Source organism: Paenibacillus sp. FSL M8-0142 (genome assembly GCF_038597315.1).
GTDB classification, from domain to species: Bacteria; Bacillota; Bacilli; order Paenibacillales; family Paenibacillaceae; genus Paenibacillus_AQ; species Paenibacillus_AQ lactis.
On sequence record NZ_CP152008.1, the window covers coordinates 1,254,517 to 1,280,231 of the forward strand.

The 25,715-nt window shown below is 53.0% G+C and carries 25 protein-coding genes and 1 tRNA gene; 23 read left to right on the forward strand and 3 right to left on the reverse strand.

Annotation, left to right across the window (positions count from 1 at the left end; translation table 11 throughout):
* Positions 1 to 11 precede the first annotated feature (11 nt).
* Complete coding sequence (locus NSQ46_RS05900; protein ID WP_342576470.1) at positions 12 to 1,637, forward strand: alpha/beta hydrolase-fold protein; 1,626 nt, start codon at positions 12 to 14, stop codon at positions 1,635 to 1,637.
* Between the two features lie 182 nt (positions 1,638 to 1,819).
* On the opposite strand, the gene NSQ46_RS05905 is transcribed toward NSQ46_RS05900, so the two are convergent.
* Positions 1,820 to 2,473, reverse strand: a complete 654-nt coding sequence (locus tag NSQ46_RS05905) for a PAS domain-containing protein (protein ID WP_342576471.1) — start codon at positions 2,471 to 2,473, stop codon at positions 1,820 to 1,822.
* A 178-nt stretch (positions 2,474 to 2,651) separates the two neighbouring features.
* Here NSQ46_RS05905 and NSQ46_RS05910 point away from each other — a divergent pair, with 178 nt between their 5' ends.
* The 6 genes from NSQ46_RS05910 to NSQ46_RS05935 all read left to right on the forward strand — a co-directional run bounded on the left by NSQ46_RS05910 (position 2,652) and on the right by NSQ46_RS05935 (position 5,061).
* Positions 2,652 to 3,008 carry a helix-turn-helix transcriptional regulator gene (locus NSQ46_RS05910; protein WP_007132395.1) on the forward strand — a complete coding sequence of 119 codons (357 nt, stop codon included), beginning with the start codon at positions 2,652 to 2,654 and terminating at the stop codon, positions 3,006 to 3,008.
* A gap of 99 nt (positions 3,009 to 3,107) precedes the next feature.
* Positions 3,108 to 3,190, forward strand: a tRNA-Leu gene (locus tag NSQ46_RS05915).
* Positions 3,191 to 3,380: 190 nt separating this feature from the next.
* On the forward strand, positions 3,381 to 3,800 hold the full coding sequence (locus tag NSQ46_RS05920; RefSeq protein WP_007132396.1) for an organic hydroperoxide resistance protein: 420 nt from the start codon (positions 3,381 to 3,383) through the stop codon (positions 3,798 to 3,800).
* A 128-nt stretch (positions 3,801 to 3,928) separates the two neighbouring features.
* Complete coding sequence (locus NSQ46_RS05925; protein ID WP_007132397.1) at positions 3,929 to 4,171, forward strand: zinc ribbon domain-containing protein; 243 nt, start codon at positions 3,929 to 3,931, stop codon at positions 4,169 to 4,171.
* A gap of 89 nt (positions 4,172 to 4,260) precedes the next feature.
* On the forward strand, positions 4,261 to 4,542 hold the full coding sequence (locus NSQ46_RS05930; protein ID WP_028406504.1) for a hypothetical protein: 282 nt from the start codon (positions 4,261 to 4,263) through the stop codon (positions 4,540 to 4,542).
* Positions 4,543 to 4,638: 96 nt separating this feature from the next.
* On the forward strand, positions 4,639 to 5,061 hold the full coding sequence (locus tag NSQ46_RS05935; protein WP_251535569.1) for a thiol-disulfide oxidoreductase DCC family protein: 423 nt from the start codon (positions 4,639 to 4,641) through the stop codon (positions 5,059 to 5,061).
* A 21-nt stretch (positions 5,062 to 5,082) separates the two neighbouring features.
* Here NSQ46_RS05935 and NSQ46_RS05940 read toward each other — a convergent pair whose 3' ends face one another.
* Entirely contained in the window at positions 5,083 to 5,973 is an 891-nt protein-coding gene (locus tag NSQ46_RS05940) for a thermonuclease family protein (protein ID WP_251535567.1), read from the reverse strand.
* Positions 5,974 to 6,292: 319 nt separating this feature from the next.
* On the opposite strand from NSQ46_RS05940, the gene NSQ46_RS05945 reads away from it, so the two are divergent.
* The 11 genes from NSQ46_RS05945 (at position 6,293) to NSQ46_RS05995 (ending at position 17,930) form a co-directional block, all read left to right on the forward strand.
* The gene (locus tag NSQ46_RS05945; RefSeq protein WP_251535565.1) at positions 6,293 to 7,495 is read left to right on the forward strand and encodes a hypothetical protein; all 1,203 of its coding nucleotides are present in this window, start codon (positions 6,293 to 6,295) and stop codon (positions 7,493 to 7,495) included.
* Complete coding sequence (locus NSQ46_RS05950; RefSeq protein WP_342576472.1) at positions 7,488 to 8,774, forward strand: CpaF family protein; 1,287 nt, start codon at positions 7,488 to 7,490, stop codon at positions 8,772 to 8,774. Before NSQ46_RS05945 ends, NSQ46_RS05950 begins: the two co-directional genes overlap by 8 nt.
* Positions 8,734 to 9,588 (forward strand): type II secretion system F family protein, encoded by an 855-nt coding sequence (locus NSQ46_RS05955; RefSeq protein ID WP_007132403.1) that lies wholly within the window; start codon positions 8,734 to 8,736, stop codon positions 9,586 to 9,588. Before NSQ46_RS05950 ends, NSQ46_RS05955 begins: the two co-directional genes overlap by 41 nt.
* A 15-nt stretch (positions 9,589 to 9,603) precedes the next feature.
* The gene (locus NSQ46_RS05960; RefSeq protein WP_028406508.1) at positions 9,604 to 10,476 is read left to right on the forward strand and encodes a type II secretion system F family protein; all 873 of its coding nucleotides are present in this window, start codon (positions 9,604 to 9,606) and stop codon (positions 10,474 to 10,476) included.
* Between the two features lie 18 nt (positions 10,477 to 10,494).
* Complete coding sequence (locus NSQ46_RS05965) at positions 10,495 to 10,686, forward strand: Flp1 family type IVb pilin (RefSeq protein ID WP_007132405.1); 192 nt, start codon at positions 10,495 to 10,497, stop codon at positions 10,684 to 10,686.
* Positions 10,679 to 11,353: a TadE/TadG family type IV pilus assembly protein gene (locus NSQ46_RS05970; protein WP_342576473.1), complete on the forward strand. Its 675-nt coding sequence runs from the start codon at positions 10,679 to 10,681 to the stop codon at positions 11,351 to 11,353. Before NSQ46_RS05965 ends, NSQ46_RS05970 begins: the two co-directional genes overlap by 8 nt.
* Positions 11,354 to 11,355: 2 nt before the next feature.
* Positions 11,356 to 13,578, forward strand: coding sequence for a hypothetical protein (locus tag NSQ46_RS05975; protein ID WP_342576474.1), 2,223 nt, complete (start codon positions 11,356 to 11,358; stop codon positions 13,576 to 13,578).
* A 16-nt stretch (positions 13,579 to 13,594) separates the two neighbouring features.
* Positions 13,595 to 14,575, forward strand: a complete 981-nt coding sequence (locus NSQ46_RS05980) for a TadE family protein (RefSeq protein WP_051425191.1) — start codon at positions 13,595 to 13,597, stop codon at positions 14,573 to 14,575.
* A gap of 160 nt (positions 14,576 to 14,735) precedes the next feature.
* On the forward strand, positions 14,736 to 15,248 hold the full coding sequence (locus NSQ46_RS05985; RefSeq protein ID WP_213613791.1) for an A24 family peptidase: 513 nt from the start codon (positions 14,736 to 14,738) through the stop codon (positions 15,246 to 15,248).
* Positions 15,249 to 15,260: 12 nt separating this feature from the next.
* Positions 15,261 to 17,291 carry a DUF6382 domain-containing protein gene (locus NSQ46_RS05990; protein WP_342576475.1) on the forward strand — a complete coding sequence of 677 codons (2,031 nt, stop codon included), beginning with the start codon at positions 15,261 to 15,263 and terminating at the stop codon, positions 17,289 to 17,291.
* A gap of 228 nt (positions 17,292 to 17,519) precedes the next feature.
* A complete protein-coding gene (locus NSQ46_RS05995) occupies positions 17,520 to 17,930 on the forward strand; it encodes a hypothetical protein (RefSeq protein WP_342576476.1) in 411 nt (136 codons plus the stop codon).
* Positions 17,931 to 18,082: 152 nt separating this feature from the next.
* On the opposite strand, the gene NSQ46_RS06000 is transcribed toward NSQ46_RS05995, so the two are convergent.
* Positions 18,083 to 18,556, reverse strand: a complete 474-nt coding sequence (locus NSQ46_RS06000; RefSeq protein ID WP_007132414.1) for a DUF2621 domain-containing protein — start codon at positions 18,554 to 18,556, stop codon at positions 18,083 to 18,085.
* A 126-nt stretch (positions 18,557 to 18,682) separates the two neighbouring features.
* Here NSQ46_RS06000 and NSQ46_RS06005 point away from each other — a divergent pair, with 126 nt between their 5' ends.
* The 5 genes from NSQ46_RS06005 to NSQ46_RS06025 all read left to right on the forward strand — a co-directional run bounded on the left by NSQ46_RS06005 (position 18,683) and on the right by NSQ46_RS06025 (position 25,696).
* Positions 18,683 to 19,804, forward strand: a complete 1,122-nt coding sequence (locus NSQ46_RS06005) for a deoxyribonuclease IV (RefSeq protein ID WP_341034976.1) — start codon at positions 18,683 to 18,685, stop codon at positions 19,802 to 19,804.
* 412 nt (positions 19,805 to 20,216) lie between these two features.
* Positions 20,217 to 21,116, forward strand: coding sequence for a formyltetrahydrofolate deformylase (purU, locus tag NSQ46_RS06010; protein ID WP_007132416.1), 900 nt, complete (start codon positions 20,217 to 20,219; stop codon positions 21,114 to 21,116).
* Between the two features lie 349 nt (positions 21,117 to 21,465).
* Positions 21,466 to 23,826, forward strand: a complete 2,361-nt coding sequence (locus NSQ46_RS06015; RefSeq protein WP_342576477.1) for a hypothetical protein — start codon at positions 21,466 to 21,468, stop codon at positions 23,824 to 23,826.
* Positions 23,823 to 24,752 (forward strand): ABC transporter ATP-binding protein, encoded by a 930-nt coding sequence (locus NSQ46_RS06020; protein WP_007132418.1) that lies wholly within the window; start codon positions 23,823 to 23,825, stop codon positions 24,750 to 24,752. Before NSQ46_RS06015 ends, NSQ46_RS06020 begins: the two co-directional genes overlap by 4 nt.
* Positions 24,749 to 25,696, forward strand: coding sequence for an ABC transporter permease (locus NSQ46_RS06025; protein ID WP_213613781.1), 948 nt, complete (start codon positions 24,749 to 24,751; stop codon positions 25,694 to 25,696). The genes NSQ46_RS06020 and NSQ46_RS06025 overlap by 4 nt, the downstream gene beginning before the upstream one ends.
* The last annotated feature ends 19 nt before the right edge of the window (positions 25,697 to 25,715 follow it).

The window sequence follows — 25,715 nt, forward strand, 5'->3', positions numbered from 1 at the left end:
GGGGAGGAACTATGAACCGATATCAGAAGCTTTCGGCCTTGGACCGAGAACTAACCCTGTATTTGCCCCCCTCTTATCACCATTCGGACCGCTGCTATCCTGTAGCTTATGTTCAGGACGGCGGCGATTCCTTCATGGATTGCCTGAATTATTTAGAGCATCTGTTCAAGGACGGAAGGCTCGGAGAGCTGATCCTGGTCGGGATCGCGACGGAGAACCGGAACGATGAATATACGCCATGGCCGGCGAAGTCGCTGCTTGAAGGCCGTCCTCCTTTTGGAGGACGGGGAAGAGAGTACGTCGATGAGGTCGCCGATCGCATCAAGCCTTACATTGACGAACGTTACCGGACGCTGCCGGAGGCGGAGCATACGGGGATCGTCGGCGCCTCGTTCGGCGGGCTGATCTCCATGTTCGCAGGGTATTGGCGGCCGGATACGTTCGGACGGATCGGCATGCTATCGGCATCATTATGGTACGAAGGCGCCATGGAGTTCATCCGTGGCCATGAGAAGCTGCCGCCGGGCCTCCGGGTCTATATGTCGGTCGGTCAATACGAAGGTGCGTATAAGCAAGGAATCCAGCAGTTCATGACCCCGAGCAATCTGGAGGCATACCGCATTTGGACGGGGGAAGAAGGAGCGGATTCCAGGGTTAGGCTACACGTGGACCCGGATGGAACCCATGATCCGATTTTTATGTCCAGAAGATTCCCGGATGCCGTATCGTGGCTGTTTGCCGAAGATGGCAGGGGGGCTGAGAAGTCCCGGGCAGCAGCGGAGCATGATGCAAGCACAGCGGGACAAGCCGTTGCGGCGGAAGGAATACGCGGCATCCCGGAGACGGCTGGGCCCGCTTATCGCATATCAGGCACGGTTACATGGAGCATGCAGTCGGAGTCGACTGGGCGCGTATACCGAATATCCGTGGCCGAGCCGATGGGACCGCCGCCTGAGTGCGGCTATCCGGTACTGTATTCGCTTGATGCCAACGCATCCTTCGGGACGCTGGCGGAGGCGGTGAGGCTGCAATCCCGTACACCGCGCGGCATAACGCCTTCCATCATCGTCGGGATCGGCTACGACAGCGACAGTCCGATCGTGACGGATGAGCGGTTTTACGATTATACCGTGCCTGCAGCGGCACACGAGCTCCCCGTCCGTCCGAACGGAATGCCGTGGCCGGAAACCGGCGGCGCCGAAGACTTCCTGGATTTTATCGAGCTTCAGCTGATCCCCCGCATTGCGTCGCGATATCCGGTGAATCCCGAGAAGCAGTCGGTGTTCGGCCATTCTTTGGGCGGTTTCTTTGTGCTCTATGCGCTGTTCACGAGGCCCCACATCTTTCGGCGGTATATTGCAGCGAGCCCATCAGTCTGGTGGAAGCAGCATGTGCTGTATAAGACATGGGAGGTCTCCAAGCCATTCCTTCAGCCGTTCGACTTGCAGCGGGAGCTGAACATTTTTGTCGGTACCGAAGAAAAGCCCGCCATGGTCCAAGACGCAAGGGATTTGTATGCAAAGCTGCGAGAGCACCGGCATTTGCTGCACGCCGAGCTTCATGAAATCGAAGGGGAGGGCCATGTATCCGTGCTGCCGTCCCTGGTAAGCCCGCTTCTCCGTCTGATCAGTTCATAATAGGAAGCAATGCAGATATAACCAGTTATAACAAAACAAAAGCAGTATGGGACCCGATGGATCCTATACTGCTTTTTATAATGTGCTCGTATTTGAATCCGCCCGCATAGGCTGCAGGCCGCCAGGGTGGCGAACTCCGGGAATGGCGAATGTACGAAAAGCGAGGGGAACGATGAGCGTGGTTATTCCTCCGTTTCTCCGGTAGGGTCATCGTCCAGCGCGGAGGAATATTTCGGATAGAGCCTGCGGATGCATTCGGGACAAATATCATGCGTGAATTCGATGGGAAGGCGGCTCTCAAGATAGCTTTCCACCGGTTCCCAAGTCTCTTCCTGGCTGACATGCTTGCATACGGCGCAGATGGGGATGTGCTCCGGGAGCGGAAGGCTGCGGGCAATCGTCTGCTCAAGCAGGATTTGCCGCTGCTTATACTTTGTAATGTCGGTAAAGGAAAGGACGGCGCCGTGAATGAAATTGTCGCTGCTTACGGACAGCGGCTGTACCTCGCATAGCACCCAGAATACTTTACGGTTCCTGGAGACCGAATACTCCAGGACGCAATCCGGCTGGCTGCCTTCCAGAACGGCTCTGACCGAGGATAAATAATGTTCACCATCCAAGCAGCCAAAATCGACCTCCCCAAAGCACCAGGGCATAATATCAAAAAATGATGCCCCTTGCCATTGAAATTCAGGCGAGACACCATATCTTACGGACATCGTTACAAGCGGATCGTTTATCTTATCGATCATGCCGTCGGGCGTAATGATCATTAAGCCCCTGTTCAATGCATGGACGGCATAGTTCCAAGCTGTGCTCATGGTATCGTAGGGCAAAAGGGTTCGCTCCTCTTACGAAATAGACTCATGGGTAAAAGGTACAACGATCCATGGGTCCTATGGTATAATTTAGGCAACATAGTTAGATTATACACGTTTTTAAGTGCTTTTGCAAGAGTAAAATACGTAAATAAGTTATTTTCTTTGGAAAGAGAATCAGGAAGGCGGTTGTTTGATGCAGTCTATTTACCAACGAATCGAACATCTGATAGAAAGCCGGGGTATGACGAAGAAGGCGTTCTGTGAAACCCTCGGGATCAGCACAGGGAATTTTGGTGACTGGAAGCGAGGGAAAACAACGCCGAGTACGAATAAATTAATTGAAATTGCAGCATTTTTCTCCGTTAGCCTGGACTGGTTGATTATCGGGAAGGGCAAGCCCTCCACCCGGGTGAATGAAACGAGAGAGGAATATGAGGCGGAAACGGCGCTATCCGCGCTGTCGGGTCTCGAAGAGCGCGAGAAGGAGTTCATCCGGGAGTATCTTGAGTTTTCAGCTTACCGAAGGGATAAGCGAAACGAGAAGACTTAGCGTCAAGGCTATGGTTCACAGGTAATAATTGGATCTTTACAATTGTGGTTTATGGCTATATAATAGGGAATGTTCTGCAGAAGAACTTCTTTATTATATGCGGTAGTGGTGGAATGGCAGACACGCTATCTTGAGGGGGTAGTGGGTGTATACCCGTGGAGGTTCGAGTCCTCTCTACCGCATTATGATTGAATCAGCATTAGAAGCTGTTGTTCAAGCTAAGCTTGGACATCAGCTTTTTTTGTTGTTTCGGGCACCCGGTCTGACTCTTTGCTGTGATGACAAAGCCTTTACTTACCGTTTCAATTCGTGCCACAAGTTTAAAGTCTTAATGTAGCGTTCATAATAGGGCATGAAGGAGTGAGGCGAGTTATGAAACCATTGTACACGGCTGATGTGAAGGTTGTTGGTGGACGCGAGGGCTCGATCCAGTCGTCCGACGGGGCTCTTCATCATATGCTTAGCATGCCGAAGGAGCTTGGCGGGCCCGGAGGGGAAGGAACCAATCCGGAGCAATTGTTCGCGGCGGGATACGGGGCTTGCTACGAAAGCGCGCTGGCGAATATCGCCCGCAAGGAAGGGGTAACGCTCAAAGACGTGACCATCCATTCCCAGGTGATGATCGGCAAGGATGAGGCGGACGACGGCTTTAAGCTGGCCGTGAAGCTGAAGATTGAGATGCCGGGAATCGAGCGGAGCCAGGCCGAGGAGCTTGCCAAAAAGGCGCATGCTTTCTGTCCGTATTCCAAAGCGACGCGAGGCAACATCGATGTGGAGCTTAACGTAGTCTGACGATTGAAATAGAAGGGGATTGTCCTCCATGCGGGATAATCCCCTTTTTTATGGCACAACAATATGGAACTTCTTCCATACTCTCCCGTATTCCTTTATGAAAAGGCAGCATGAAAGGAGCGCATACTATGCGTATTGAAGAGATGATCGCTGAACGGTTTGTCTGCAGCAAATGCCGCGGGACGCATTGCGAGACGAAGGAAGTATCCATGTCGGGAGCGGGGCTCAGCAAGCTGTTCGATATTCAGCACAATCATTTTTTATTTGTATCCTGCACCCATTGCGGGTATGTGGAAGTGTTTAATCCGGATATTTTGGAGGGGAAAAAGCGCGGCCAAATCGGCTCGATCCTTGATGTGTTCTTCGGTTGACATCGCCTTTAAAATTCTTTAATATGACTAAGTACCAGAAAGTACAACCAGTCATAAGCAATTACAAATCAATATAAACGGGTGATGACATGCCATACAAACCGCAGATTACAGATGTAACCAAAGCTGGGAGCAATGAGAAGGAAGGGTTGTACGAATTCATTATCCATTTGGCTGACGGAACGGATTGCCGCGTGTTCTACAACCGGTTTCCTGAATGGAAGATGACGGCGCTGAGCCGGCTTGGGAAAGTGCCATGCCCGGTATGCCGCAAGGATTTCATTTGTAAATGCATGGATAGATTTTCAGATGATTTCGATCAGCAGATGAGAGACGGCGAGTGGTTGAACAAAGCGGTCGAATCTGAATAAGGCGACTTATGATGAAGCGCGGGAATTTTCCTGCGTTTTTTCTTATTGGGCGAGTTTTCGAGTGTCGCATCGTAACCAAAGGAGGGCAGGTTGATTATGAAAAAGCCGAGCAAGGATAACGAAGAATACGCTATCGTGTTGATTGACGGGGTGTGTCACTTGTGCCAAGGCTTGACCCGATTTATTATCCAGCGGGATCCAGCCGGCCATTTCCGGTTCGCGTCGCTCCAATCGGAGATCGGGCAGTCACTGCTGGAGCAGGGAGGACTGACGCCGGATGGCGGGGATACGATGGTGCTGATCGAAAAAGGAAAGTACTACACCCGGTCGCAGGGGGCGCTGCGCATTGCCCGGCGGCTCCGCTTTCCGTGGCCGCTGGCCTATGCGATGATTATCGTGCCTCGCCCCATCCGGGACCGTGCGTACCGCATCGTGGCCAAGAACCGTTACCGCTGGTTCGGCCGCTCCGAGGCATGCATGATACCGACGCCGGATATCCGGCGCCGGTTCCTGTCGTAATCCCCAGAATGCGAATGGCCCCTATGAGCGGGGAGCCCGGAACCCGGCCGCGACGGCCTCCTCCTCGGTGCAGAACCATTGCTCCTCCTTTGTCCGCTCGTAGTACGGCGATTCGGGTGTGTGGTAGATCTTTTCGCCTTTCGAGTTGATGTTCCCTTTGATGCTGCAGCCGGACTTGGCGCTGCCCGCAGCTCCTGTCTCTGCCGGTTCCGGCGATTCCCCGGATGCGGCGCCGGTTGCAGCGGTTTTGGACTGCGCGTCCCCGTCCTGTTCTCCAGGGTGGAAGCCGTCCTCCTGCGCGTAATTCTCCACGCTCCAAATGCCGAGCGCCTTTTCCCTGCTGATGCGCTGAAGATCATTGAATTTATCAACGTAACGGACGTTCGGAGGATAAATATAGGCTACCCGCGCCAGCCCCTGCTCGAGCAGCGCTTCTTGGACCATTTTTCCGTCTACATAAACGTACGCAAGCAGCCGGGAGTACTTATCCCTGTTCGGACCGATATCGAATTCCAATTCGAGCTTGTCGGCTTGCTCAACGAGCTCCTTCGTGAAAGTTTTGGCCTCCGGTCCGAAAGGCTGGACTCCCAGCTTGGGATGGCTTGTTTCGGGCGTGTCAATCAGCAGCATCCGGACGTTCTCCTTCTTGCCTTCAAACATAACGCTGATCGTGTCTCCGTCCACCGCCTTGACGAGCTCGACGGGTACCCGGGGCAGGTTCAGGTCGTCAGTAGGATAAGAGCCTTGCTTCCCGTTCGGACTTTGGCTATGTGCCGCCTTCGTGGACGTTGTCTGCTCCGTTTGGGAGGCGGCAGCTGCCTTTTCGTTCGAAGCAGGGGGCGCCAGCGGCTGGCTGCAGCCGGACAACAGCAGCAGACCGGTTAACAGTGCGGTTAAGATTCGTTTCTTCACGTGATGTCACTCTCCTGACTAGGCTGTATGATATGTATGGGTAGGGATTAGGAGACTCTATTAACCCATCCTATATAAGGAAGTTCTATATACGAAATATTTGCTCCAAGCTTTTATAGTATTGCATATATCCTTGTTTTGGCAATAGCGGCAAAGGCATATATCCTACAGAAAAATAATGCTTGCCGTCGGCTGGCGGCTATGCTATTCTAATGTCAAATTATAACAAGTCAACGGAAGCACCGTTCATGAACCGCAGGGTTGCGGTATGAATGGTGCTTTTTTGCGTTGTCAGGGAAAGGAAGAGGGGATATATGCAATGCTATCGGTACGATTCGTGCTGGCCGTACAGGATTCCAGGTATGTAGAACCGCTGCTGAACTACGTAAACGGAAGCTCCTATAGCTCGTCGATGCAGATAACAGCCTTCACACGGCAGGATGCGTTTCTTCAATATATGGAGTCGGGAGACCCCCCAGCTCTCGTGGTTGGAGATGCAGAGATGCTGATGGCATGGTTTCATCTTGGCGACCCGGCTGTGCCTTGGCTGCTGCTTAACGACGGTGCTGGGATGCCTGCTTCTTGTCCGGCGGGAGGATCCCATACTGCCAAGTACCAGCCGCTGCCGAAGCTGCTGGAAGCGATATCCGCCCGCTGCCACGGAAGCAGTACCTTTCCGGGAGGCAGCAATGGGATCAGCGGCGGCGCGGGACTCCAGACCGGAATGGCTGCCGTTATCGGAGTTCTTTCTCCCTTGAGCGGGTGCGGCAAGAGCACGCTGGCGATGAATATGGCCAAGCAGTTTGCCGTATTGGGACTGCGGGTGTTTTACCTCAATTTGGAGAGCGTCAACAGCAGCGTGCTGTTTCCTTCAGGCTGCGACGGAATGGAGGGAAGCTTCTCCCGGCTTCTGTACGATATTAAGGCCGCTCAGGAAGGCGGATTAGAGAATGTTCTTCAGGTTATGCCGTACCGTCTCAGGCATCAGGGGCTGAAATGCGACACGTTCGAGCCGAGCCTGCACGTGAAAGAGATCATGGAGATGACGAGGTCCGATACGGAGCTGCTGCTTCGATCGCTTGGATCTACCGGCCAGTACGACGTCATCGTTGTGGATACGGATGGAGCGTCGGGGGTCCGGGAGGAGAGGCTGCAAGCGGTGCTTGAGCATGCCGGTGCGCTGATCTGGGTCCTGCTGGACGATCCGATCAGCATGTTTAAAAGCGGAATCCGGATCGACCAGCTGCTGAAGCCGGGCGAGTGCTCCTCGGGCGGCTTGATGAAGCGGAGCAGGTTTGTTGTCAACCGTTATACCGGACAGCTTGTGAACAGGCCTCCTCGGCAAGACATCCGGATCGATTGCACGCTGCCTTATATCCCCTCCTGGAAGCAGCTTCACCAGCAGGAGCTGCTGCTGATGTCACCGATATACCAAAGGGAAGTTCTGAAGCTGTGCCGGCAGCTCCTTGGGGGTGGAGATTTCGGGCTGTCCGGCGAAAATAGGGGGGAACTCTATGCATGAGGAGCAGTTCCGTTCGGTTAGGGATCAGATTCGGTCGGAGCTGGATATGACCGGCAGCGTCCATAATTCTGAATTCATGGCGCGCATTGAGGACTTGGTGTGGAGGAGACAGGAGCTTGCAGGACTGACGGCCATGGAGAAACGGACTTTGGTTCGCAGAGTGTACGATTCCTTTCGCGGGCTGGATGTGCTGCAGCCGCTCGTCGACAATCCCCGAATTACGGAGATTATGATTAACAGCCACCGGGAGATCTTCATCGAGCAGGACGGAGAGGTGAAGCAGGTGCCGCTGCAGTTCGAATCGCAGGGAAGGCTGGAGGACATTATCCAGAGTATCGTGGGGAGTGTCAATCGGGTCGTGAACGAGTCTGTGCCCATCGTGGACGCCCGGCTGAAGGATGGGTCCAGGGTGAATATCGTGCTTCCGCCTATCGCGCTTAAGGGGCCGACCATGACGATCCGAAAGTTTCCGGATGCGCCGATGACGATGGAGGATTTGGTGGGACGGGACGCATTATGCCCGGAGGCGGCAGAGCTGCTTCGAATCCTGGTCAGGGGCAAGTACAACATTTTCATCGGCGGGGGGACCGGCTCGGGGAAGACCACATTCTTGAACGCACTTTCCCAGTTCATCCCGCCCGATGAACGGGTCATCACGATTGAGGACTCCGCCGAGCTGAAGATTGTTACGGTGCCGAATCTGGTATCACTGGAGACGCGGAATGCCAATACGGAGGGACGGGGCGAGATTACGATCCGTGACTTGATCCGTTCGTCGCTGCGGATGCGCCCGAATCGCATCGTTGTCGGCGAGGTCCGCGGCAGCGAGGCGCTGGATATGCTGCAGGCAATGAACACAGGGCATGAAGGCAGCCTTTCGACTGGCCACGCTAATAGCGTGAGGGATATGATCAGCCGATTGGAGACGATGGTGCTGAGCGGCTCAGAGCTGCCAATCAGCGTTGTCCGTCAGCAAATCAGTTCGGCTGTCGACATCTTCATTCATTTAACACAGCTTAGAGACCGTTCGCGCCGTGTGACGGAGATCAGTGAGGTGGTCGGGATGAGCAGCGGGGAAGTGCAGTTAAACCCGTTGTACCGCTTTCAAGAAACCGGGGAGGCTGACGGCAAGGTGCTTGGCCGTCTCGAAGCCTGCGGCAATCCGCTGCGAGGGACGGAGAAGCTGCGGATGGCCGGCATTACCGCCTGGCCCCTGCAAGGGGATGGAGGTGACTCTTATGAAGGCCAGCAGCCTCATGAGATCCGTGAAAGCGGATAAAGCGGGAGTGAAGCCGAAGAGACCAAAGGATCGGATAGAGCCTCAGCGCCAGCAACCCGACAGCAGCAGCCGGCTGCCCGACTACAGCGTGTACGTATTGTCCAAGCGAGAGAAGGTGCTATGTATACTGCTCGGCGCGGTGTTATTCTTCGCGATCGGATATCTGTTTTATCATCATGTGATTTTGTCACTTCTTCTTGGGGCAGCGGGATTTGCCGTTCCGAAGTTTTGGCGTCGTCACAGGATGGAGCAAAGACGGAGAACCTTGAATCTTCATTTCAAGCAGACTTTGTACTCCTTGTCCTCTTCGTTGTCGGCCGGACGATCGGTGGAGAACGGTTTTAAGGATGCCGTACAGGATCTGCTCCTGCTGGATCCGGGCGGGGAGAGCGACATGATCTTTGAGCTAAAAGTCATCGGATCCCGGCTGGAATACGGAGAGGCGATCGAGGCTGCTCTCCAGGATTTTGCGCGAAGAGCCAGTATGGAGGATATTACGAATTTCGCCGATGTGTTTACGACTTGTAAACGAACCGGCGGGGATCTGGTCGAGGTCGTTCGAAGAACCTCTTCCATTATTGGCGAGAAGCTGGATATACAGCAGGAGATCTCCGTCATGATCGCCCAGAAGCGCTTCGAATCCAAGGCGCTGCTGGCTGCTCCGTTTTTATTGGTGCTGTTTATGAATATGACTTCGCCGGACTATATGGAGCCTATGCACAGCGGGGCTGGGATCTTTATATCTACCGCTGCTCTGATTGCTTTGGTCGGGTGCTTTTGGTGGATTACCAGGATGATGAACATCAAGGTATAAGGAGGTGAGGGAAGCGTGGTGGTATGGATATCCGCGCTGCTGATGGTTCTGCTCGGGGGTGGTTGGGTGGTGCTGAACCGGATCGGCGGTGAACGGTACCGGCAGCTGAGCAGGCTGCCCATGGAGGGACTGCGTCTGCAGAAGCTGACGCCGCCGCTGGTGTATTTGCTGGAGCGAAGCAAAGTTCCCATGAGATTTCCGATATGGTTCTACCGGATTCAAGGCTCGGTCCAAAAACTGCACGGATTGCGGCGCAGTCCGGAAATGACGCTGCTGTTCATGGCTGATGCGCTTGCTTATACTTGGCTGATTTGGATCGGGGGCTGCATTTGGTCATTGCTTACGGGCGAACCCATGGGAATGATCGCGGGATTTGGCCTAGGTGTACTACTACCGATCGCATTGATCAGGGATATGCAAAAGAAAGTGCTGCTGCGTGAGCAGGAGATCGTAATGGAGCTTCCGGAGCTCCTCAGCAAAATCGTGCTGCTGGTGGGTGCGGGCGAGACGGTTCAACGGTCGATCGCGCATTGCGTGGAGCGGAGCAAGGACAAGAATCATCCCCTCTATAACGAATTAGGGAGGATGCTCTTGGAATGGGAAGGAGGCCATCCGTTCCAGCAGGCTTTCGAGCAGTTTAATAAGCGCTGCGGCGTCCAGGAGGTTTCGATATTCACGACGACGGTGCTGCTGAACTTCCGGCGGGGAGGAAACGACTTTGCGCTTGCCCTCCGTGATTTATCCCGGGTGCTGTGGGAGAAACGGAAAGCCATCGGCAGAACCCGAGGGGAGCAGGCATCCTCGAAGCTGGTGTTTCCGATGGTTGTTATTTTTATGATTGTCATAATATTGCTCGGCGCGCCTGCGTTTATGATGATGAACATGTAGAAGGGATCGGTGGATGCAATGATGCTGACCATACTAAAGAACAGAATGAAGCGGTTATGGAAGGATGAGAGCGGGATCGGTACGTTGGAGATGATCCTCATTCTGGTTGTTATTTTAATTATCGCTCTAATATTCAAAGATGAAATTACGGAGCTGGTAGACAAACTGTTCAGATCTGTAAACTCGAAGTCTGAGGAGTTCCTTGAGTAGGCGGCAGCCTGGAAAATGGAGGGACGAATCGGGAAGCTTCACGATCGAGGCTTCTCTCGTTCTTCCGGTCGTACTGGTTGTAACCGCGCTGCTTCTGTTCCTCTGCCTATATATTTACCAGAAATCCATGCTGGCTCAGGCTTCGGCTGCGGCGTCCGAGCGCACGGCATATATCTGGGACAACAGCCATAAAACGGCACCCTCCGGATCCGTGGAGCAAGGATTGCATGATTCATTGTATTGGCGGCTAACGGATGATCAACTGCTCGGGACCCTGTTTGGTTTGTCAGGCGGGGAAGCACCCAAGAGCATATCGATCCCTCAGGGAGAGAACCGGGACGGAAATCTTCCTGAACTTAAGATGTCCAAAGGAAGCACGGCCGTACCGGCCGGAATGAGCGGGGAGATGCAGTACAGCAACCAGCTGCTTATTCGCAAAGTAACGACCTCTCTGCATCAACAGGTATCGTTAACGCCGCTAAACCGTTTATTGGAAGATGGGGGACGGATCCAGGTTAGCGCGCAATCGGTCGTGGTTGATCCGGTTGAATTTATTCGAACGGTTGATGTCATGAGATACTACGGCTCCAAGTTTCAGGGCGGGAGGAATCGGACGGACCCGTCAGCCGCCAAGGACGTATTACGGAAGTTCGGAGGTGCGAGATAGTCATGGCGAAGCTAAGAAGAACAGGCATGGCCGGGAGAAGCAAGAGATTGTCCACCGACGGATCAGTATCCATTTTTCTGATTATTGCGTTAGCCGTGGTATTTATGTTTGTGGCAGTATTCATTGATTATTCCCGGATCGCTGCGATGAAGGTGCAGAGCGAGAGGCTGACCCGAGCCGCCGTCCGGTCCGTGATGTCCTCTTATGATCCCGGGCTCCAGCAGGAGTACGGTCTTTATGCCTCAGGGGACACCAGCGGGGATCTGATCATGGGAAAGGTGCTTAACGAAAGCTTGAATCCCGGGGAGCGGAGCGATGCTTTTCACCTGCTCTCCATGGAGGTCGACAGCTCCAGTCTGCAGCTGCAGCGTCCCCTCGGAGAGTATGAAATCTTTAACCGACAGATTTTGGAGGATATGAAATACAAAGCTCCGATCGATTTCACGCTGGAGCTTGTCTCCAAGTTCAAACCCCTCTCCCAATCCATGAAGGAAGCTTCCAACACGGTGGATGTGCTCCGGAAGCTTAGGAAGCTGTATGACAAGCGTGAAGCTGCGCTTGATGAGATGCTGGACAAGCAGCGCAAGGCGGGAAAGAATGCGGAAGTGCTATCGAGGCTTATCATGGATCCTCCCGGCACATCTATCGAGGATGCTTCATTGGGCGGTAGCATTCGAACCGCGGCGGATGCAGCATCGCAATATGAGGATTACTGGACGAAGAAGGAGGAGGATGCCGACAGGCCGCCCAAGGAGAAGCTGTATACCCTTTCCATTATGGCTTACGAAGCAGGCGTTTCGTCGATCGGTTCGCGAATATCAGCCGAGGCGAGCCGTTTGCAGCGAGAGAACGACCAGCTGCTGACCGAGGCTTTGAGGCTGTGGGAGAAAGCCCGAACCCATAACGAAGAGATGAAGCAAGTGATTCAGGAATCCGAGAACCGCTCCTCTAACGCCGGTTACGATCTGGTTACACGTGACAACACGCCTGCCGCATCTGCCTCGGAGGGCACGGACGCCGAGACGATCCAGGCCATCCGGAAGCAGGCCGGTCAATTGATCCATGGCGAAGAGTTGTTACATGGTCTGAAGGAGGACATAAGATCCCAGCAGCTGCAGGAGCAGTCGGTGCAGCGGTCCGTTTCATCGCTTCGTTCCTCATTAGGAGGCGGTGGAGCGAAAGGGGCTGTGCTGGAGGCGAGCCGAGTTGTCAGAGAATATATTTCGAGCTACGGAACTTCAGGGCCGTCCAATGTTGTAGACCGTAATCAGGCGAAGCTGGAGCAGTATCGCTCTTCGGACAAGGAGCGGAAGGCAATGGAGAAGCAGGCAAACGGGAAATTGAAGGAGGCTTCCCGGGTCATTAGCGCGATTAACGGGCTTGAAGGCCAAAGTCAGGCAATCCAGGACGAGTTTCGAAAACTGCAAGCCTATTACGATGAGAGTCTTCAATTTAATCAAGAACGAAACGATGGAGCTTCGGGCAGATCCATGGATGATGACCCGTATGACGCGGGCAAAGCTGCGATGGATAATATGGACGGAATGTTTGGCTTCATGGGGGAGGCTCTTGGCGGGGTAAGGGACGAGCTGTTTCAGAATGAATATGCCGTTCATTATTTTCAGCATTTCGACCCGTCGAAGCTGTCCGGGATCATTAGCGGCTCATCCTCCGTAGACGAGCTGGCGGGGGAGTTTGCGATTGCCAATCAGGAGGTGGAATACATCCTTTACGGCTTTCACAATCCCGCCGGAAATATTTCTGCCGCGTATGCTGAAATATTTGCCTCCCGGCTCGCGATTCGTACGATGGAAGGCTTCGTCGTCAACAGTAAGCTGGGAAACCCGCTAGCCATATTGGCTGCTGCTCTCCTGTACGGAATTGAAAAGGCAATCGCGGATATGATCGAGCTGTGCAAAACGGGTGAGATTGAGCTGTCCAGGTACGCTCCGGTCAAGCTGACGTATCGCGATCATTTAAGAATATTTATGTTTATTCACAGCAACAACGAGAAGAAGCTGTCCCGCATGCTGGCTTTAATCCGGCTTAACACCGGAGTCAATCCGGCTGAGCGGATGACGTATGCTTCCGGTGAAGTGAAGACGGCAATGCGAATATGGTTTCTCCCCGGGTTATCGAAAGCGCTGGGTCAGGTATTCGGCAGCGCGGACGAGGTTCAGGGCAACCGTTATATCGTAACGCGGACAGCGGATTTTTCTTATTAGGTCAGGAGCTCATGGAATGAAACGATCTGCAGATTGGGCAAAAGGCGGCCGTAGAGGCGGAGCTGGAGGAGAACGGGGCAGCATCGTTGTCGAGGCAGCGTTAGTGCTGCCGATGTTCATGTTTTTTGTGATCTTTCTTATTTATATGGTGCAGATGACATTGATTTCAACCGCACTCCATAGTACGGCTGCGGACGCAGTCAAGATGGTCGCCTCCCACATGTATCCGGTGTCGCTTGCCGTTCAGCAGAATTCGGCAGGTGGGGAAGCGGTAGAGTCGGAGAGCACAAACCATTGGGAAATTCCGAGGCTTTCCTTAAGCGACTGGGCCTCACAGTACAGTGATTCGCTGCCTTCACCTGTCAACGAGTGGATTGTTCAGGCTGTTGCCACGGGTGAGGAGCCGCTGCAGCAGCTGAAGAACCAGACCGTCGAAGCGGTATTGGATCCTGTGATTAAACCTTTGCTGCAGCCGTTCACGCAAAGCGGCCTTCTGGATGTCGACAGGATTCATGTATCCAATGTGCGCGTGCCGAATCTAAAAAGCGGACAAAGTCCGTACTTTGGAATCGAGCTCAATTATGATCTGCCGATTCGGGTGCCTTTCCTGAACAAAAGCATCGTTCTGCAGGCGAAGGCCCAAGAAAGGCTGTGGATCGGGGATACAGGAGAGGGCGGGGAAGGAACGGGCGGGGATGGCAGTGCGCCCGGCGGGACGATTCAGCTGCTCGAGAAGCCGAATCCTGCGGTAGCAAGCCGGCAAGCGACCGTAAAGGTGAAGGTGGAGCCCGGAATGGATGCGAATCTGTCCGTTTATTACAAAAGCGGGCAGAGCACGGCCAAGTATTTGGGCTGGAAAACGGCGGACGCGCACGGCTATATCGAATGGGAATGGAATGTCGGCTTCAACACAACGCCCGGCACTTGGCCGTTCGTAGTGGAGACGCGGAATGGAGAACGACTTGAAGTGATGTTTACCGTGGTGGCTAGGCCGTGAGCAGGCAGAGATCCTGCCGTTTTTCGAACTCACCGGGCACTGCATATTCAGTAGCTTGAGCGATTCATCAAGGCGGACGGACAAAGTCGCATTCATGGAGGCTGGGTGTGGCCCTGTTCGTTTCGGTGCGGTATCCTGCCCTGAAAGGAGATGACTTCATTTGGGAATGGCTTATGGTATTTGTGCCATGTATTTGATTGCTGCTTTTATAACGGATCTTCGCTCTATGAAAATTCCTAACCTGCTTACGGTTGCCTCCATGGTTCTAGGGCTTACCTACCACGGTGTCCTGTCAGGGGGCGAAGGGCTGCTGTTCTCGCTGCAGGGACTTGGCACAGGTTTTTCCATCCTGCTGGTCATGTATGTAATTGGAGCGGTGGGTGCCGGGGACGTCAAGCTGTTTGGAGGAATCGGGGCCTGGACCGGACTGTGGTTCACGTTACAGTCGATCATGTACTCGGTTCTGTTTGCGGGGGTGATTGCACTCGCCATCTTATTATGGCGGCGGGAGACATTTCTCAGATTGCGAAAAGTTATCGGCAGTATGATGGGAGTACTCATGTTCAAAAGCCTTGCGCCATGGCGGAGCAGCCAGGAGGAGCAGCTGCGGTTTCCGTTCATGATCGCGGTGCTTCCGGGGGTCATCAGCGCGTATATAATGCTCCATATGTAGGAGGTGCGATTCGTGTTAGGGTTGAAAACGGATTTTGTTCAGAACGACAGGACCATGATGATCCTCGACCGGGAGCAGGGAATCCGTGCCGATGAACTCAATGAAGTACAGTTAGGCATGATTCGTTCGTCAAGCATTCCCCACTTTCTGAAGCTGCATATCAAGGAAGTAGATTACAAAATCACGATGGAATATGACATTACCGGCAAGAAAATGCTCTCCCAAGCATTGAAAGCCGAGCGCATGTCTCTGACCGAGTATTACGGATTGCTGCTTCAGATTGTGACGGCATTGCATGACAGCAGTCTGTATATGCTTAAGGCCGAAAACTTCATTCTGCACGAAGATTACATATTTATTGCTGGATCCTTGCGGCTGGGGACGCTGTATTTAACCTACCTTCCGCTCGAGACTACGGATGAAAGCGGCCAGCTGAGGTCATCCCTGAAAGAATGCATGACAAGACTTCTTGCTTCCGTAACGGAGTTAAAGGGAAGAGGCGTTCAGGCTTTAATGTCATTTTGCGGGGAACAGAGCTTTAGTCTCCCCGGCTTGAAGAGGCTGATCCTCGAGCTGCTTGCTGGTGAAGATGATGGCGTTATCTCTGGACGAACGGATACCCGGCCGGAATTAAGCGTAAGCGAGCCGGGTATCCGTACTGTTCGGTCAAGCGTGCTGAACTCCGGCAGCACAAGCCCGAATTCCGGGAATGATCAGGCTGGAGCCTGGTCAAGGACCGGGCAGGAAGCGCCCGTTGACCGGAGCAATCTTATCCGCAGTATTCATTCAGCGGGCCATTCAGGAATGGAGCGACCGGAACGGATCGATAAGCCGATTCGCCCGCGCTTCGGGGCTGCCTCATGGCTCCCGGATCGGAATGAGGAAAGTGCGGAGCCTGAAGACCCTGAGCAGTCTTCCCCGCTTCGGACCTATATATTATTAGCATGCATGCTGGCTGCTGCAGCAGTCTGGCGATTGCTGTATTTGAGCCGGCCATCTCTGCTCACCCTCGGATTATCCGCAGGTATTACGATTCTGCTGGCCGCGGCAGCATGGCTGGGATGGCAGGGGAAGCTTCAGACATTATTCCGCAGGACGGACCCATGGTCAGGTGCGCTGCCGGCGATGGAGTCCACCGAGCTTGAACATTACGGCCCCTCCGCATGGAAGGCGCCTCCCCGGTTTCAGGCAGACCCGTTATCCGGACTGCTAAATGGAGGAGAGCATATCCATCGGGAGGATCGCCTGGATGATCGGAAGACACTTGATTCAAAAGAGAAATGGCGATGGAAATCTCCAAGAACGGATACTGAAGCCGATGAAGGATCAAATCAAAACGTGGAAACTCCGTTCCATGGTGGAGTCTCGCTGCGGGGTGGAATAGGGGCCAGTGGTTTCACGGACAGGGGGATAGAACCAGGTAGCAGCCCTGCTGGACAATCCCAAAGTCCGACCAATGACCAGGGACAGTCTATGGCAGGCCGCAACAAGGAAGCATACAAAATTTTAGAAATGTATTCCCAACCAGGAGCAAGCTCTTCTTCTCAAGGATGCGGAAACGCCGAAGCAGCAGCTGGTGAGGAGGATTACTACGCGCATTTAAGCGAGCATACCGAGATCTTATCCTCGTCAGGGGATGGCGGAACGGTTCTGTTAAGTCAGGGTTTCGTTCCCGGAAGGCATCCACTACGACATGCCTATTTGGAGGTCCGCTCCCCTGAAGGCGGTGTGCCAGAGCGGGTCGAAATAAACCAGCCTCACTTCATCATCGGCCGGTCTGCCGAGGTGGCGCAATATGTGGCTCTGGGTGTAGGTACATCACGGGCTCATGCGGAGCTGTCGCGCGGAGCTGAAGGGTATGTGCTCAAGGACTTAGGATCAAGAAACGGTACGGTACTAGAAGGTGAAGCGATGGTTCCTTATAAAGAATATGCGATAGCAGAAGGGAACGCATTTATCATTGCCGGCTGGTCCTTCACGTTCAGGAGCAGTTTGGATGGATCCGGTGGCTCTATGCACGTTTCCGCACGCGCTTTTAAGTAAATTTCTTTTTTAATAAACTTTATAAGAGCCAGCATACCTTTTAAGGTGTGCTGGCTCTTTGTTAATTTTGAATCTAGCATCGTGAATCTACACCCAAAATCCATTCTGAATGTAGACTTTCATTCACCTTCGGTAACGCTGCTAGGATTTATGATCTTTGATTTCTTCGTGAATATGGTAAAATACACCTATTCGCTTATAAGGACTATCATGAGAGGAACGAGAATTTTGCGCAGAAAAATTAAAACCAACCTATTCTACTTGGCTGCAGGAATATACATTGGCATTGCAATCGTATCCTTTATTCCGTGGATTGACATCGGCGTAAAAATTACTGCTTACACAAGTATTATCGCATTATTAATAACAATCTATGACTCTTCCAAGGTTGCCCTGGCGTTAGCTGCAGCAGAAAGGAATCCGCGAAAAGAAAAGGTCCGCTATGTTTTTATGTTAGCTATGAAGATCTTATTGGTCATTTCGCCATTTGCGCTGTTGTATTGGATTAATTATGAGGATGATGAGGCAGTTATAGCGAGAATAAGCAATTACGTTACATTTGCTGCCCTTGGAGTTGTATTCTTTACAAGAGGAATGGAATTAAAAAGTCAATCAAACGACAGGCAAAAGGGAATGTAATCGATGTCCTCAATAAGACGGTCCAACTTTGAATTCGGGGACCCAGAAATCTGAAAAGCATTGAAGAGAATCCATTTGATTACCGTCCAACAGCAAAACGGCTCGAGCGCATTCATCGAGGATGTGTGCCCGAGCCGTTTTTTTCATATGCGTTACTTATTAATGAGATGCTGATACGGTGTATAATCGATATTTTTCTTCTGGAGGAAATTCATCAAGAATTTGTAGTCGCGCTTCGGCGTGGCTACGATGTAGCCTTTAATGCAGTGGTCGCGGGTTACTTCGGTTGCGCCGGATTCGACGGCGATCTTGCCGATCTCGGCTGCAATCGAATGCTTGGCGATATCGCGGAATGGACCGGGAACCGGTTGAACCAGCTCGTCCAAAAAGGCCTTGGATTCATCCGTCCACAGCGGGCGGCTCCGTTCCACCCAGTAATTTTGCCAATCCAGCTTGGATTTGCCGTCGGCCTTCGGCAGCACCTTCAGGAACTTGCGGAACATGAAAAATCCACCGATGCCCATCAGTCCGAGCATGACCCATCCCCAGAACGCGATGGTATTCATGAACCATGACGGCGGCGCGCTGGACGACAAATACCCCAAGACGGCCCCTGTGCTCTTCATCTTGTATATCACCTCGAACGATTTTTGTCACATGACAGTTTCATGAGAATTATAACGCATTTCTAGATTTATTTCGATATACAAGCTAAAATAGGTGTAATTGTGTGTCACAAAGGGGGAAATTTTATGTTGAAAATCGGGTCCCATGTGTCCTTTTCGGACAAGGGGTTGCTGACTGCAGCGACAGAGGCTAAATCATACGGCTCCAGTTCGTTCATGATATATACCGGCGCTCCGCAAAATACACGGCGTAAGCCGATTGAATCGATGTTTATCGAGGAAGGCAAGCTGGCCATGCAGGAATGCGGCATTGAGGAGATCGTGGTGCATGCGCCTTATATTATCAATCTCGGCTCGTACAAGCCGAACACGTATGAGCTTGCGGTGAGCTTCCTTCAAGAGGAGATCCGGCGTACCCATGCCGTCGGCGTGAAGAACATCGTGCTTCACCCGGGAGCATACACTGATAAGGATGCGGAATACGGCATTGACCGGATCGCCGAAGGCCTAAACGAGGTTCTTGGCGGGACCGATGAGACCGAAGTGCATATCGCTTTGGAGACGATGGCCGGCAAAGGCACCGAGATGGGGCGCTCCTTCGAGGAGATTGCTTCCATTATCGATAAGGTGAAGTATAACGATCGGCTGGCGATCTGCCTGGACACATGCCATATTCATGATGCAGGCTATGACATCGTCGATGATCTGGACGGTGTCCTGGAGAAGTTTGATCAAGTGATTGGCCTCGACCGGTTGACGGTGGTTCACATTAACGACAGCAAAAACCCGCGCGGCGCGGCCAAAGACCGCCACACCCCGATCGGAACAGGCTGGATCGGATACGATGCGATTCACCGGATCGTCCATCATGAGAAGCTCCAAGGACGTCCGTTCATCCTTGAAACGCCGTGGATCGGGAAGGATCCGAAGACGCAGCGTCCTATGTATGAGATCGAAATCGCGCTGCTGCGCGGTGATGTGGAGCAACGCTTTGGACAAGCATTCATTCAGCAGGTCGAACAGCTGCATGAATTTTTTGCGAAGGAAGGCATCGAATCCCGTTCGTTCGTATTGGACACCTGGAATCTGCTGAAAAGCGATGCAAAGGCCAAAAAAGCCGATCCTCGCGAGCCGATGGAACGCTTATACGATATGGTGATGTCCGCCGAGCTGTTCCCTGAGCTTTCGGAAGAGCAGGTCAACCAGCGGCTGATCGCCTATTTGTCCGGAGCTTCCCTTACGGCTTAATCGCCTGAAATCGAATTTACAGCAGCAAGCTGGGCGGCTGGCCAATGGTACGGGAACAGTATGGCTAATACCGGCATCCAGTGCGGTCCGGGAGCGCCAACACAGTGGATGACACGAATCCTCCGCTGGAAGAGCTTCCGGGTCTCGCGGATGCACGAGTTGAATGATGGATGATGAATGCGGAAATCATGATGCATTCCCCGTAAGGATGAGCATGTACTAACTGAAGCGATGATGCGATGCATTCCTCGACAGATTGAGCATGGCCGAGTGATGTGCATCCCTCGTATGAATGAGCATGGATAACCGACAGATGTGCATCCGAGGATGAATGAAGCTGTTATAACGAAAGATAATGTATTACCCTTATTTAGAATGATGTATTAGATATAGAGGAGGATCACCAAGACTTATGGAAATTCACATCAAGAAAGACCGGCCATCCCCTGCGGACCAATATCCTAACCGAGCCCGTATGCTCATCTCCTGCCCGGACGGACCAGGGATTGTAGCGGCGGTCTCCCAGTTTCTGTATCAGCATGGCGCGAACATCGTGCAGTCGGACCAGTACACCATGGATCCTGACGGCGGCATGTTCTTTATCCGCGTCGAGTTTGACCTGGAGGATCTTACGTCCAAGCTGCCGCAGCTGGAGGAATCGTTCCGCCCGATTGCGGACCAATTCAGGATGGAATGGAAAATTTACCATGCCGCGCGCAAAAAGCGCCTTGCGATATTCGTTTCCAAAGAGGATCACTGCCTCGTAGAGCTTCTCTGGCAATGGCAGGCGGGAGATCTTGATGCCGATATCGCCCTGGTCGTGAGCAATCACCCGGACATGAGGGAGTACGTGGAATCCTTCGGCATTCCGTATCACCATATTCCGGTAACGCCGGAGACGAAGCAGGAGGCGGAGAAGCGGCAGCTGGAGACGATCGGCGACGATATCGACGTCATCATTTTGGCGCGCTATATGCAAATTATTTCGCCGACGTTCATCGAGCATTACCGCAACCGGATCATTAATATCCATCATTCCTTCCTGCCTGCATTTGTCGGCGGCAAGCCTTATGCACAAGCCTATAACCGGGGTGTCAAAATCATCGGTGCCACTGCTCACTACGTAACCGAAGAGCTTGACGGCGGTCCGATTATCGAACAGGACGTGCAGCGGGTGAGCCATCGCGACGACGTCAACGAGCTCAAGCGCATCGGCCGTACGATTGAACGCGTTGTGCTGGCAAGAGCCGTGAAATGGCATGTTGAGGATCGGATTTTGGTGCATAACAACAAGACGGTTGTATTTAACTAAACGTACAAAATAATCAGCTTAGCGAAGTCATCCACCGTACTACAATGGAGCAGCCTGACACTTTAACGCTGCAATGGATAGACTGAAGATCCCGCTCCTTTTTGGGGCGGGATTTTTTACATGCAGGGGATCATTTTATGGAATGGTTTGGATCGGAACGCGACTTTTTTGAACCGGTAACGGAAAAAAAGGTCAAACTTTTTCCAATATGGACTCGTCTTTATATTCGAACCGCGAGATCGGTTACAGATTGCTCCAGAATGCTGCTTATACGCAGATGGAAGTAAGGGGAACACCAGGGATTACATCATCAAAAAAACATTAAACATTGGGAGAGGGGAATCATCAGTTGTCGTTTTATACACGAAGAATGCGGATGATGCTGCCGCTTGCTGCGCTGCTGATCACAGCCATGCTGTCTTTGGCCCTGCCGGCGCAGCTGGTCTTTGCCGACGGGCCCGGCATTTCCATCAAGAGTGAAGTCGGTTATGAAGGTAAGGTAAAGTTTGATAAATGGAACCCGCTCAAGCTGACGCTTACGAGCGACCAGGACATCTCCGGCGATATCGTCTTACAGATACAGAGCCAGAACGGCGCAGGCTTTCATACCTCCTACGTGCAGCATGTCGAGCTGCCGAAGGATACACCGAAGGAAGTCGTCCTCGGGCTGCCGGGCACGATCCTGAATAAAGATAACAACCAGATTCTGTTCTATGAGGAATCTTATAAGAAGGGGAAGCCGATCCCGTTTGCATCCGGAAAAAATTACGTGCAGGCGAATCCGTATAACGGAGCCCTGATAGGCGTGCTGTCGGATGACCCGGACACCATGAATTTCATGAACGTGCTCAACGGCAAAGGCACGAGCGTCAACATTATACCGTTGAAGGCGGCGGGCATTCCGGTTGACGCCATGCTGCTAAGCGGGCTTGATGTGCTGGTTATCAACAATTTTGCATCCGATACGCTGTCGGAGCCGCAGCGTCAAGCGATTGTCGGCTGGGTGAACGGCGGAGGGACGCTCGTTCTCGCAGGCGGAGCAGGCTATGCCAAGACGGCGGCGCCGTTTGCCGAGATTGCGCCGGTAACGGCTGACGGTACGACGGCAGTTACAGCGCTGCCGGAGCTGGAGAAGCTTGGCGGCAAGCCGCTGAAGCTGGACGGGGACTTTACCATCTCCACGGCCACTCCGGTAAAGGATGCGAAAACGGAGATGCAAGCTTCAAATGAACCGCTCGTTGCCGTCCACGACTATGGTCAGGGCAAGGTGCAGTATGCGGCATACGATCTCGCCATGGAGCCGGTCAGCTCATGGGCCGGTCATCCGGCTGTATGGACATCCGTCTTGCAAGGCAGTCTGCCGGTCGGGTCGCAAAATATGTACTACAACCCGCTGATCGACAATCTGAACTATGTGCTGGACTATTTTCCGTCCTTATCGATGCCTTCATTTACACCGCTGCTGTGGATGCTCATCATTTACGCCGTCGTTGTGGCGCCGGTGCTCTATTTTATCTTGAAAAAGTTCGACAAACGGGAATGGGCCTGGTTCCTGATCCCGATCATCGCCTTCATCGCCAGCGGCGCGGTGTATATGGCCGGTTCCGCAGACAAGACCAAGGAATTGGCGCATACGATCAATATCGTTGAGATGAACGGCCACGGCAGTGCTGTCAAAACGACGGCCACCGCGTTCTTTACCCCGCGCAGCGGCAATTATGAGCTGGAATTTCCGAGCGGCATGTATTTGAGAACGTCAGGTTCCCGTTCCTCTTTCGGCGGAGGAATGGACGAGAGCAAGAGCTTTGTCCGAAAGAACCCGGACTCGACGACGGTAGAACTGCGCGATATGTCCCAGTGGTCGCTCGCCAAGGTGTGGGCCGAATCCGGGAGCCCCGAGGAGCTCGGACGGATGGAGACGGATTTGAAGCTGGATGCCAAGGGGCAGCTGTCGGGAACGGTCATGAACGACACGACCGGCGATCTTACCGAAGTGGTGCTGGTAATCGGGGGCAAAGGCTATAAGCTTGGCGATATTCCGAAAGGAGGATCCGCTCCGATCCCTCAGGATCCGAAGCAGATTTTGAACTTCATGGGCGGGGATATCGCCGGAATGCTGTACCCGTACTCGCAGAACGATGACAAATATAGACAGCGGGACATTATATCCAACTACACCTTTTCGAAAGGAACGGTCAACACCGACAAAGCGTTTGTTCTCGGATGGAACACCGAACACTTGACGAATTATACACTCAAGAAGCAAGCGGTACGAAGCGACCAGTTGAATTTCTGGGTACAGCCGGTGGCCATGACATGGGGCACAAGCGGGAAGATTAACGTTCCTTACGGCTTCCTCGCACCGGAAATTTCACAGGTGAACGCACCGATATTCAATGCATATGGAAATGGCATCGAGCTTGGGCAAGGTTCCCTCATTGCGGAATTCCCGCTGATTTCCGACCAGGAGGTCGTCTATTCCGAATTTTCCATTAAAGGCATCAAGCCAAACAACAATGTCAAGATGGAAATCTGGAATGCGCAGAAGAATGAGTGGGAGCCGGTCAATGGATCCGGGAATGAGCTGAAGGTCACGGAGAACCCTGAACGGTATATCTTGAACAACCGCATCCGGTTCATGCTGAATGCTAACGATCAAACCAATTTCCAAATGCCGGAGCTGTCTGTAAAGGGGGAGGTTAAGCCATGATCGAGATTCGGAATCTGAGCAAACGATACGGAACATTCCATGCATTAAAGGATATCAGCCTCTACATTGAGAAGGGTACCGTATTCGGATTCGTCGGACCGAATGGGGCAGGCAAATCGACGACGATGTCGATTTTGGCTACGCTGATGCTGCCAACCTCCGGTGTCGCCAAGGTAGGCGGCTACGATGTTACCCGGCATCCGAAGGAAGTTCGCAAACGGATCGGCTATATGCCGGATTTCTTCGGCGTTTATGATCAGCTGAAAGCTACGGAGTATTTGCATTTTTATGGAGCGAGCTACGGGATTCCCCGCGCCGAGCGCGAGCAGCTCATTCCGCAGCTGCTAGAGCTGGTTAACCTGACCGATAAGGCGGATACGTATGTAGACAGCCTCTCGCGGGGGATGAAGCAGCGATTATGCCTTGCCCGCTGTCTTGTCCATGATCCGGAGGTCCTCATTCTGGATGAGCCGGCGTCGGGGCTCGATCCGCGGGCGCGGATCGAAATGCGCGAAATTCTGAAGGAATTGAAGCAGATGGGCAAGACGATTATCATCTCATCGCATATTTTGCCGGAGCTGGCGGAAATGGTGGATGAAATCGGCGTCATTGAGCACGGCGAAATGGTGGCGCAGGGCAAGGTATCTGATATCCAGAACCGTCTGCGGGTTACAAAAGTCATCCATATCCGCACGCTCGAGCGAGGTGAGGAGCTGGCCGAAAAGCTGCGGGATGAGCCGCTTGTGACGTCCGTCTTGACGGACAACACCGGGGTTCACGTTCATTACAGCGGCGACGATGTACAGCAGAGCGAGCTTCTGCGGAAGGTGATCTCCTGGGAAATCCCGATTGTCTCGTTCCAGGAAGCACAGAGTAATCTGGAGGACGTATTTCTCGAAATTACGAAAGGAGGCCCGCGCGAATGAATTGGAGCAGAAGATTGATCAATCCGGTAATCGACAAGGAATTCCGGCTGCGGATGCGTTCGACCCGTTCAATGCTGTCGGTGTTGTTTTATATACTGGCGCTCGGCACGATTGCGATGGGTTTCATTTATTTGTTTCTGTATTTGGGCAACCGGGGACCGCAGCGGTTCGATCCGCAGGTAAGCCAGATGATGTTCTATGTGCTGAGCTTTGCCCAGCTGGTGCTGATCGCCTTCATGGCCCCGGCATTGACGGCCGGCGTCATCAGCAGCGAGCGCGAGAAGCAGACGCTGAGCATGCTGCTGACGACCCAGCAAAGCTCGTCAACGATCGTGCTCAGCAAGCTGGTGTCCGCGCTCAGCTTCATGGCGCTGATCGTGCTGGCGACGCTGCCGGTGTACAGCATCGTGTTTCTGTATGGCGGCATATCGCCGAAGCAGCTGATATCGGTCTTTCTATTCTATCTGTTTGTGATGCTGCTACTTGGAGCGCTCGGCGTCATGTTCTCGACGCTGTTCAAACGGACGATTGTGGCCATCATCGTGACATATGGCGTGGGACTTATCATTTTCTTGGTGACGGGTCTTCTCTATTTGTTCTTTATGGGCATCGAGCAGCGGAATATGTATGTGACAGGACAGCCTCCTGTCGCAGGCACCCACTCCTGGGTCGGCTATCTGCTGGGCTTGAATCCGGCCGGAGCGATGATGAGCCTGTTCGACTCTTCGTTCTCGAAGGAGGCCTTTCTGCTCTATGGCGGCAATCTGAACAGCAAAGCGCCGATTGAGCTGTGGCTCGAGTTTGTCATTGTGTACTCGGTCGTTATCGTGCTCGCGCTCTGGATTGCCATTCGGAACATCCGGCCTGTCGCTCGGCGAAGAAAGGGTGAGGAGCCTGCCGAACAGCTTCCGCAGGATCACAGTACGTCCGAAAATGGTATGTAATGAAGGTTATGCAACGGAT

Coding starts and splice junctions, on each gene's coding strand:
- NSQ46_RS05900 (WP_342576470.1), top strand. CDS start 12: ATGAACCGATATCAGAAGCTTTCGGCCTTGGACCGAGAACTAACCCTG.
- NSQ46_RS05910 (WP_007132395.1), top strand. CDS start 2,652: ATGCAGTCTATTTACCAACGAATCGAACATCTGATAGAAAGCCGGGGT.
- NSQ46_RS05920 (WP_007132396.1), top strand. CDS start 3,381: ATGAAACCATTGTACACGGCTGATGTGAAGGTTGTTGGTGGACGCGAG.
- NSQ46_RS05925 (WP_007132397.1), top strand. CDS start 3,929: ATGCGTATTGAAGAGATGATCGCTGAACGGTTTGTCTGCAGCAAATGC.
- NSQ46_RS05930 (WP_028406504.1), top strand. CDS start 4,261: ATGCCATACAAACCGCAGATTACAGATGTAACCAAAGCTGGGAGCAAT.
- NSQ46_RS05935 (WP_251535569.1), top strand. CDS start 4,639: ATGAAAAAGCCGAGCAAGGATAACGAAGAATACGCTATCGTGTTGATT.
- NSQ46_RS05945 (WP_251535565.1), top strand. CDS start 6,293: ATGCTATCGGTACGATTCGTGCTGGCCGTACAGGATTCCAGGTATGTA.
- NSQ46_RS05950 (WP_342576472.1), top strand. CDS start 7,488: ATGCATGAGGAGCAGTTCCGTTCGGTTAGGGATCAGATTCGGTCGGAG.
- NSQ46_RS05955 (WP_007132403.1), top strand. CDS start 8,734: ATGAAGGCCAGCAGCCTCATGAGATCCGTGAAAGCGGATAAAGCGGGA.
- NSQ46_RS05965 (WP_007132405.1), top strand. CDS start 10,495: ATGATGCTGACCATACTAAAGAACAGAATGAAGCGGTTATGGAAGGAT.
- NSQ46_RS05975 (WP_342576474.1), top strand. CDS start 11,356: ATGGCGAAGCTAAGAAGAACAGGCATGGCCGGGAGAAGCAAGAGATTG.
- NSQ46_RS05980 (WP_051425191.1), top strand. CDS start 13,595: ATGAAACGATCTGCAGATTGGGCAAAAGGCGGCCGTAGAGGCGGAGCT.
- NSQ46_RS06000 (WP_007132414.1), bottom strand. CDS start 18,556: ATGAAGAGCACAGGGGCCGTCTTGGGGTATTTGTCGTCCAGCGCGCCG.
- NSQ46_RS06005 (WP_341034976.1), top strand. CDS start 18,683: ATGTTGAAAATCGGGTCCCATGTGTCCTTTTCGGACAAGGGGTTGCTG.
- purU (WP_007132416.1), top strand. CDS start 20,217: ATGGAAATTCACATCAAGAAAGACCGGCCATCCCCTGCGGACCAATAT.
- NSQ46_RS06020 (WP_007132418.1), top strand. CDS start 23,823: ATGATCGAGATTCGGAATCTGAGCAAACGATACGGAACATTCCATGCA.
- NSQ46_RS06025 (WP_213613781.1), top strand. CDS start 24,749: ATGAATTGGAGCAGAAGATTGATCAATCCGGTAATCGACAAGGAATTC.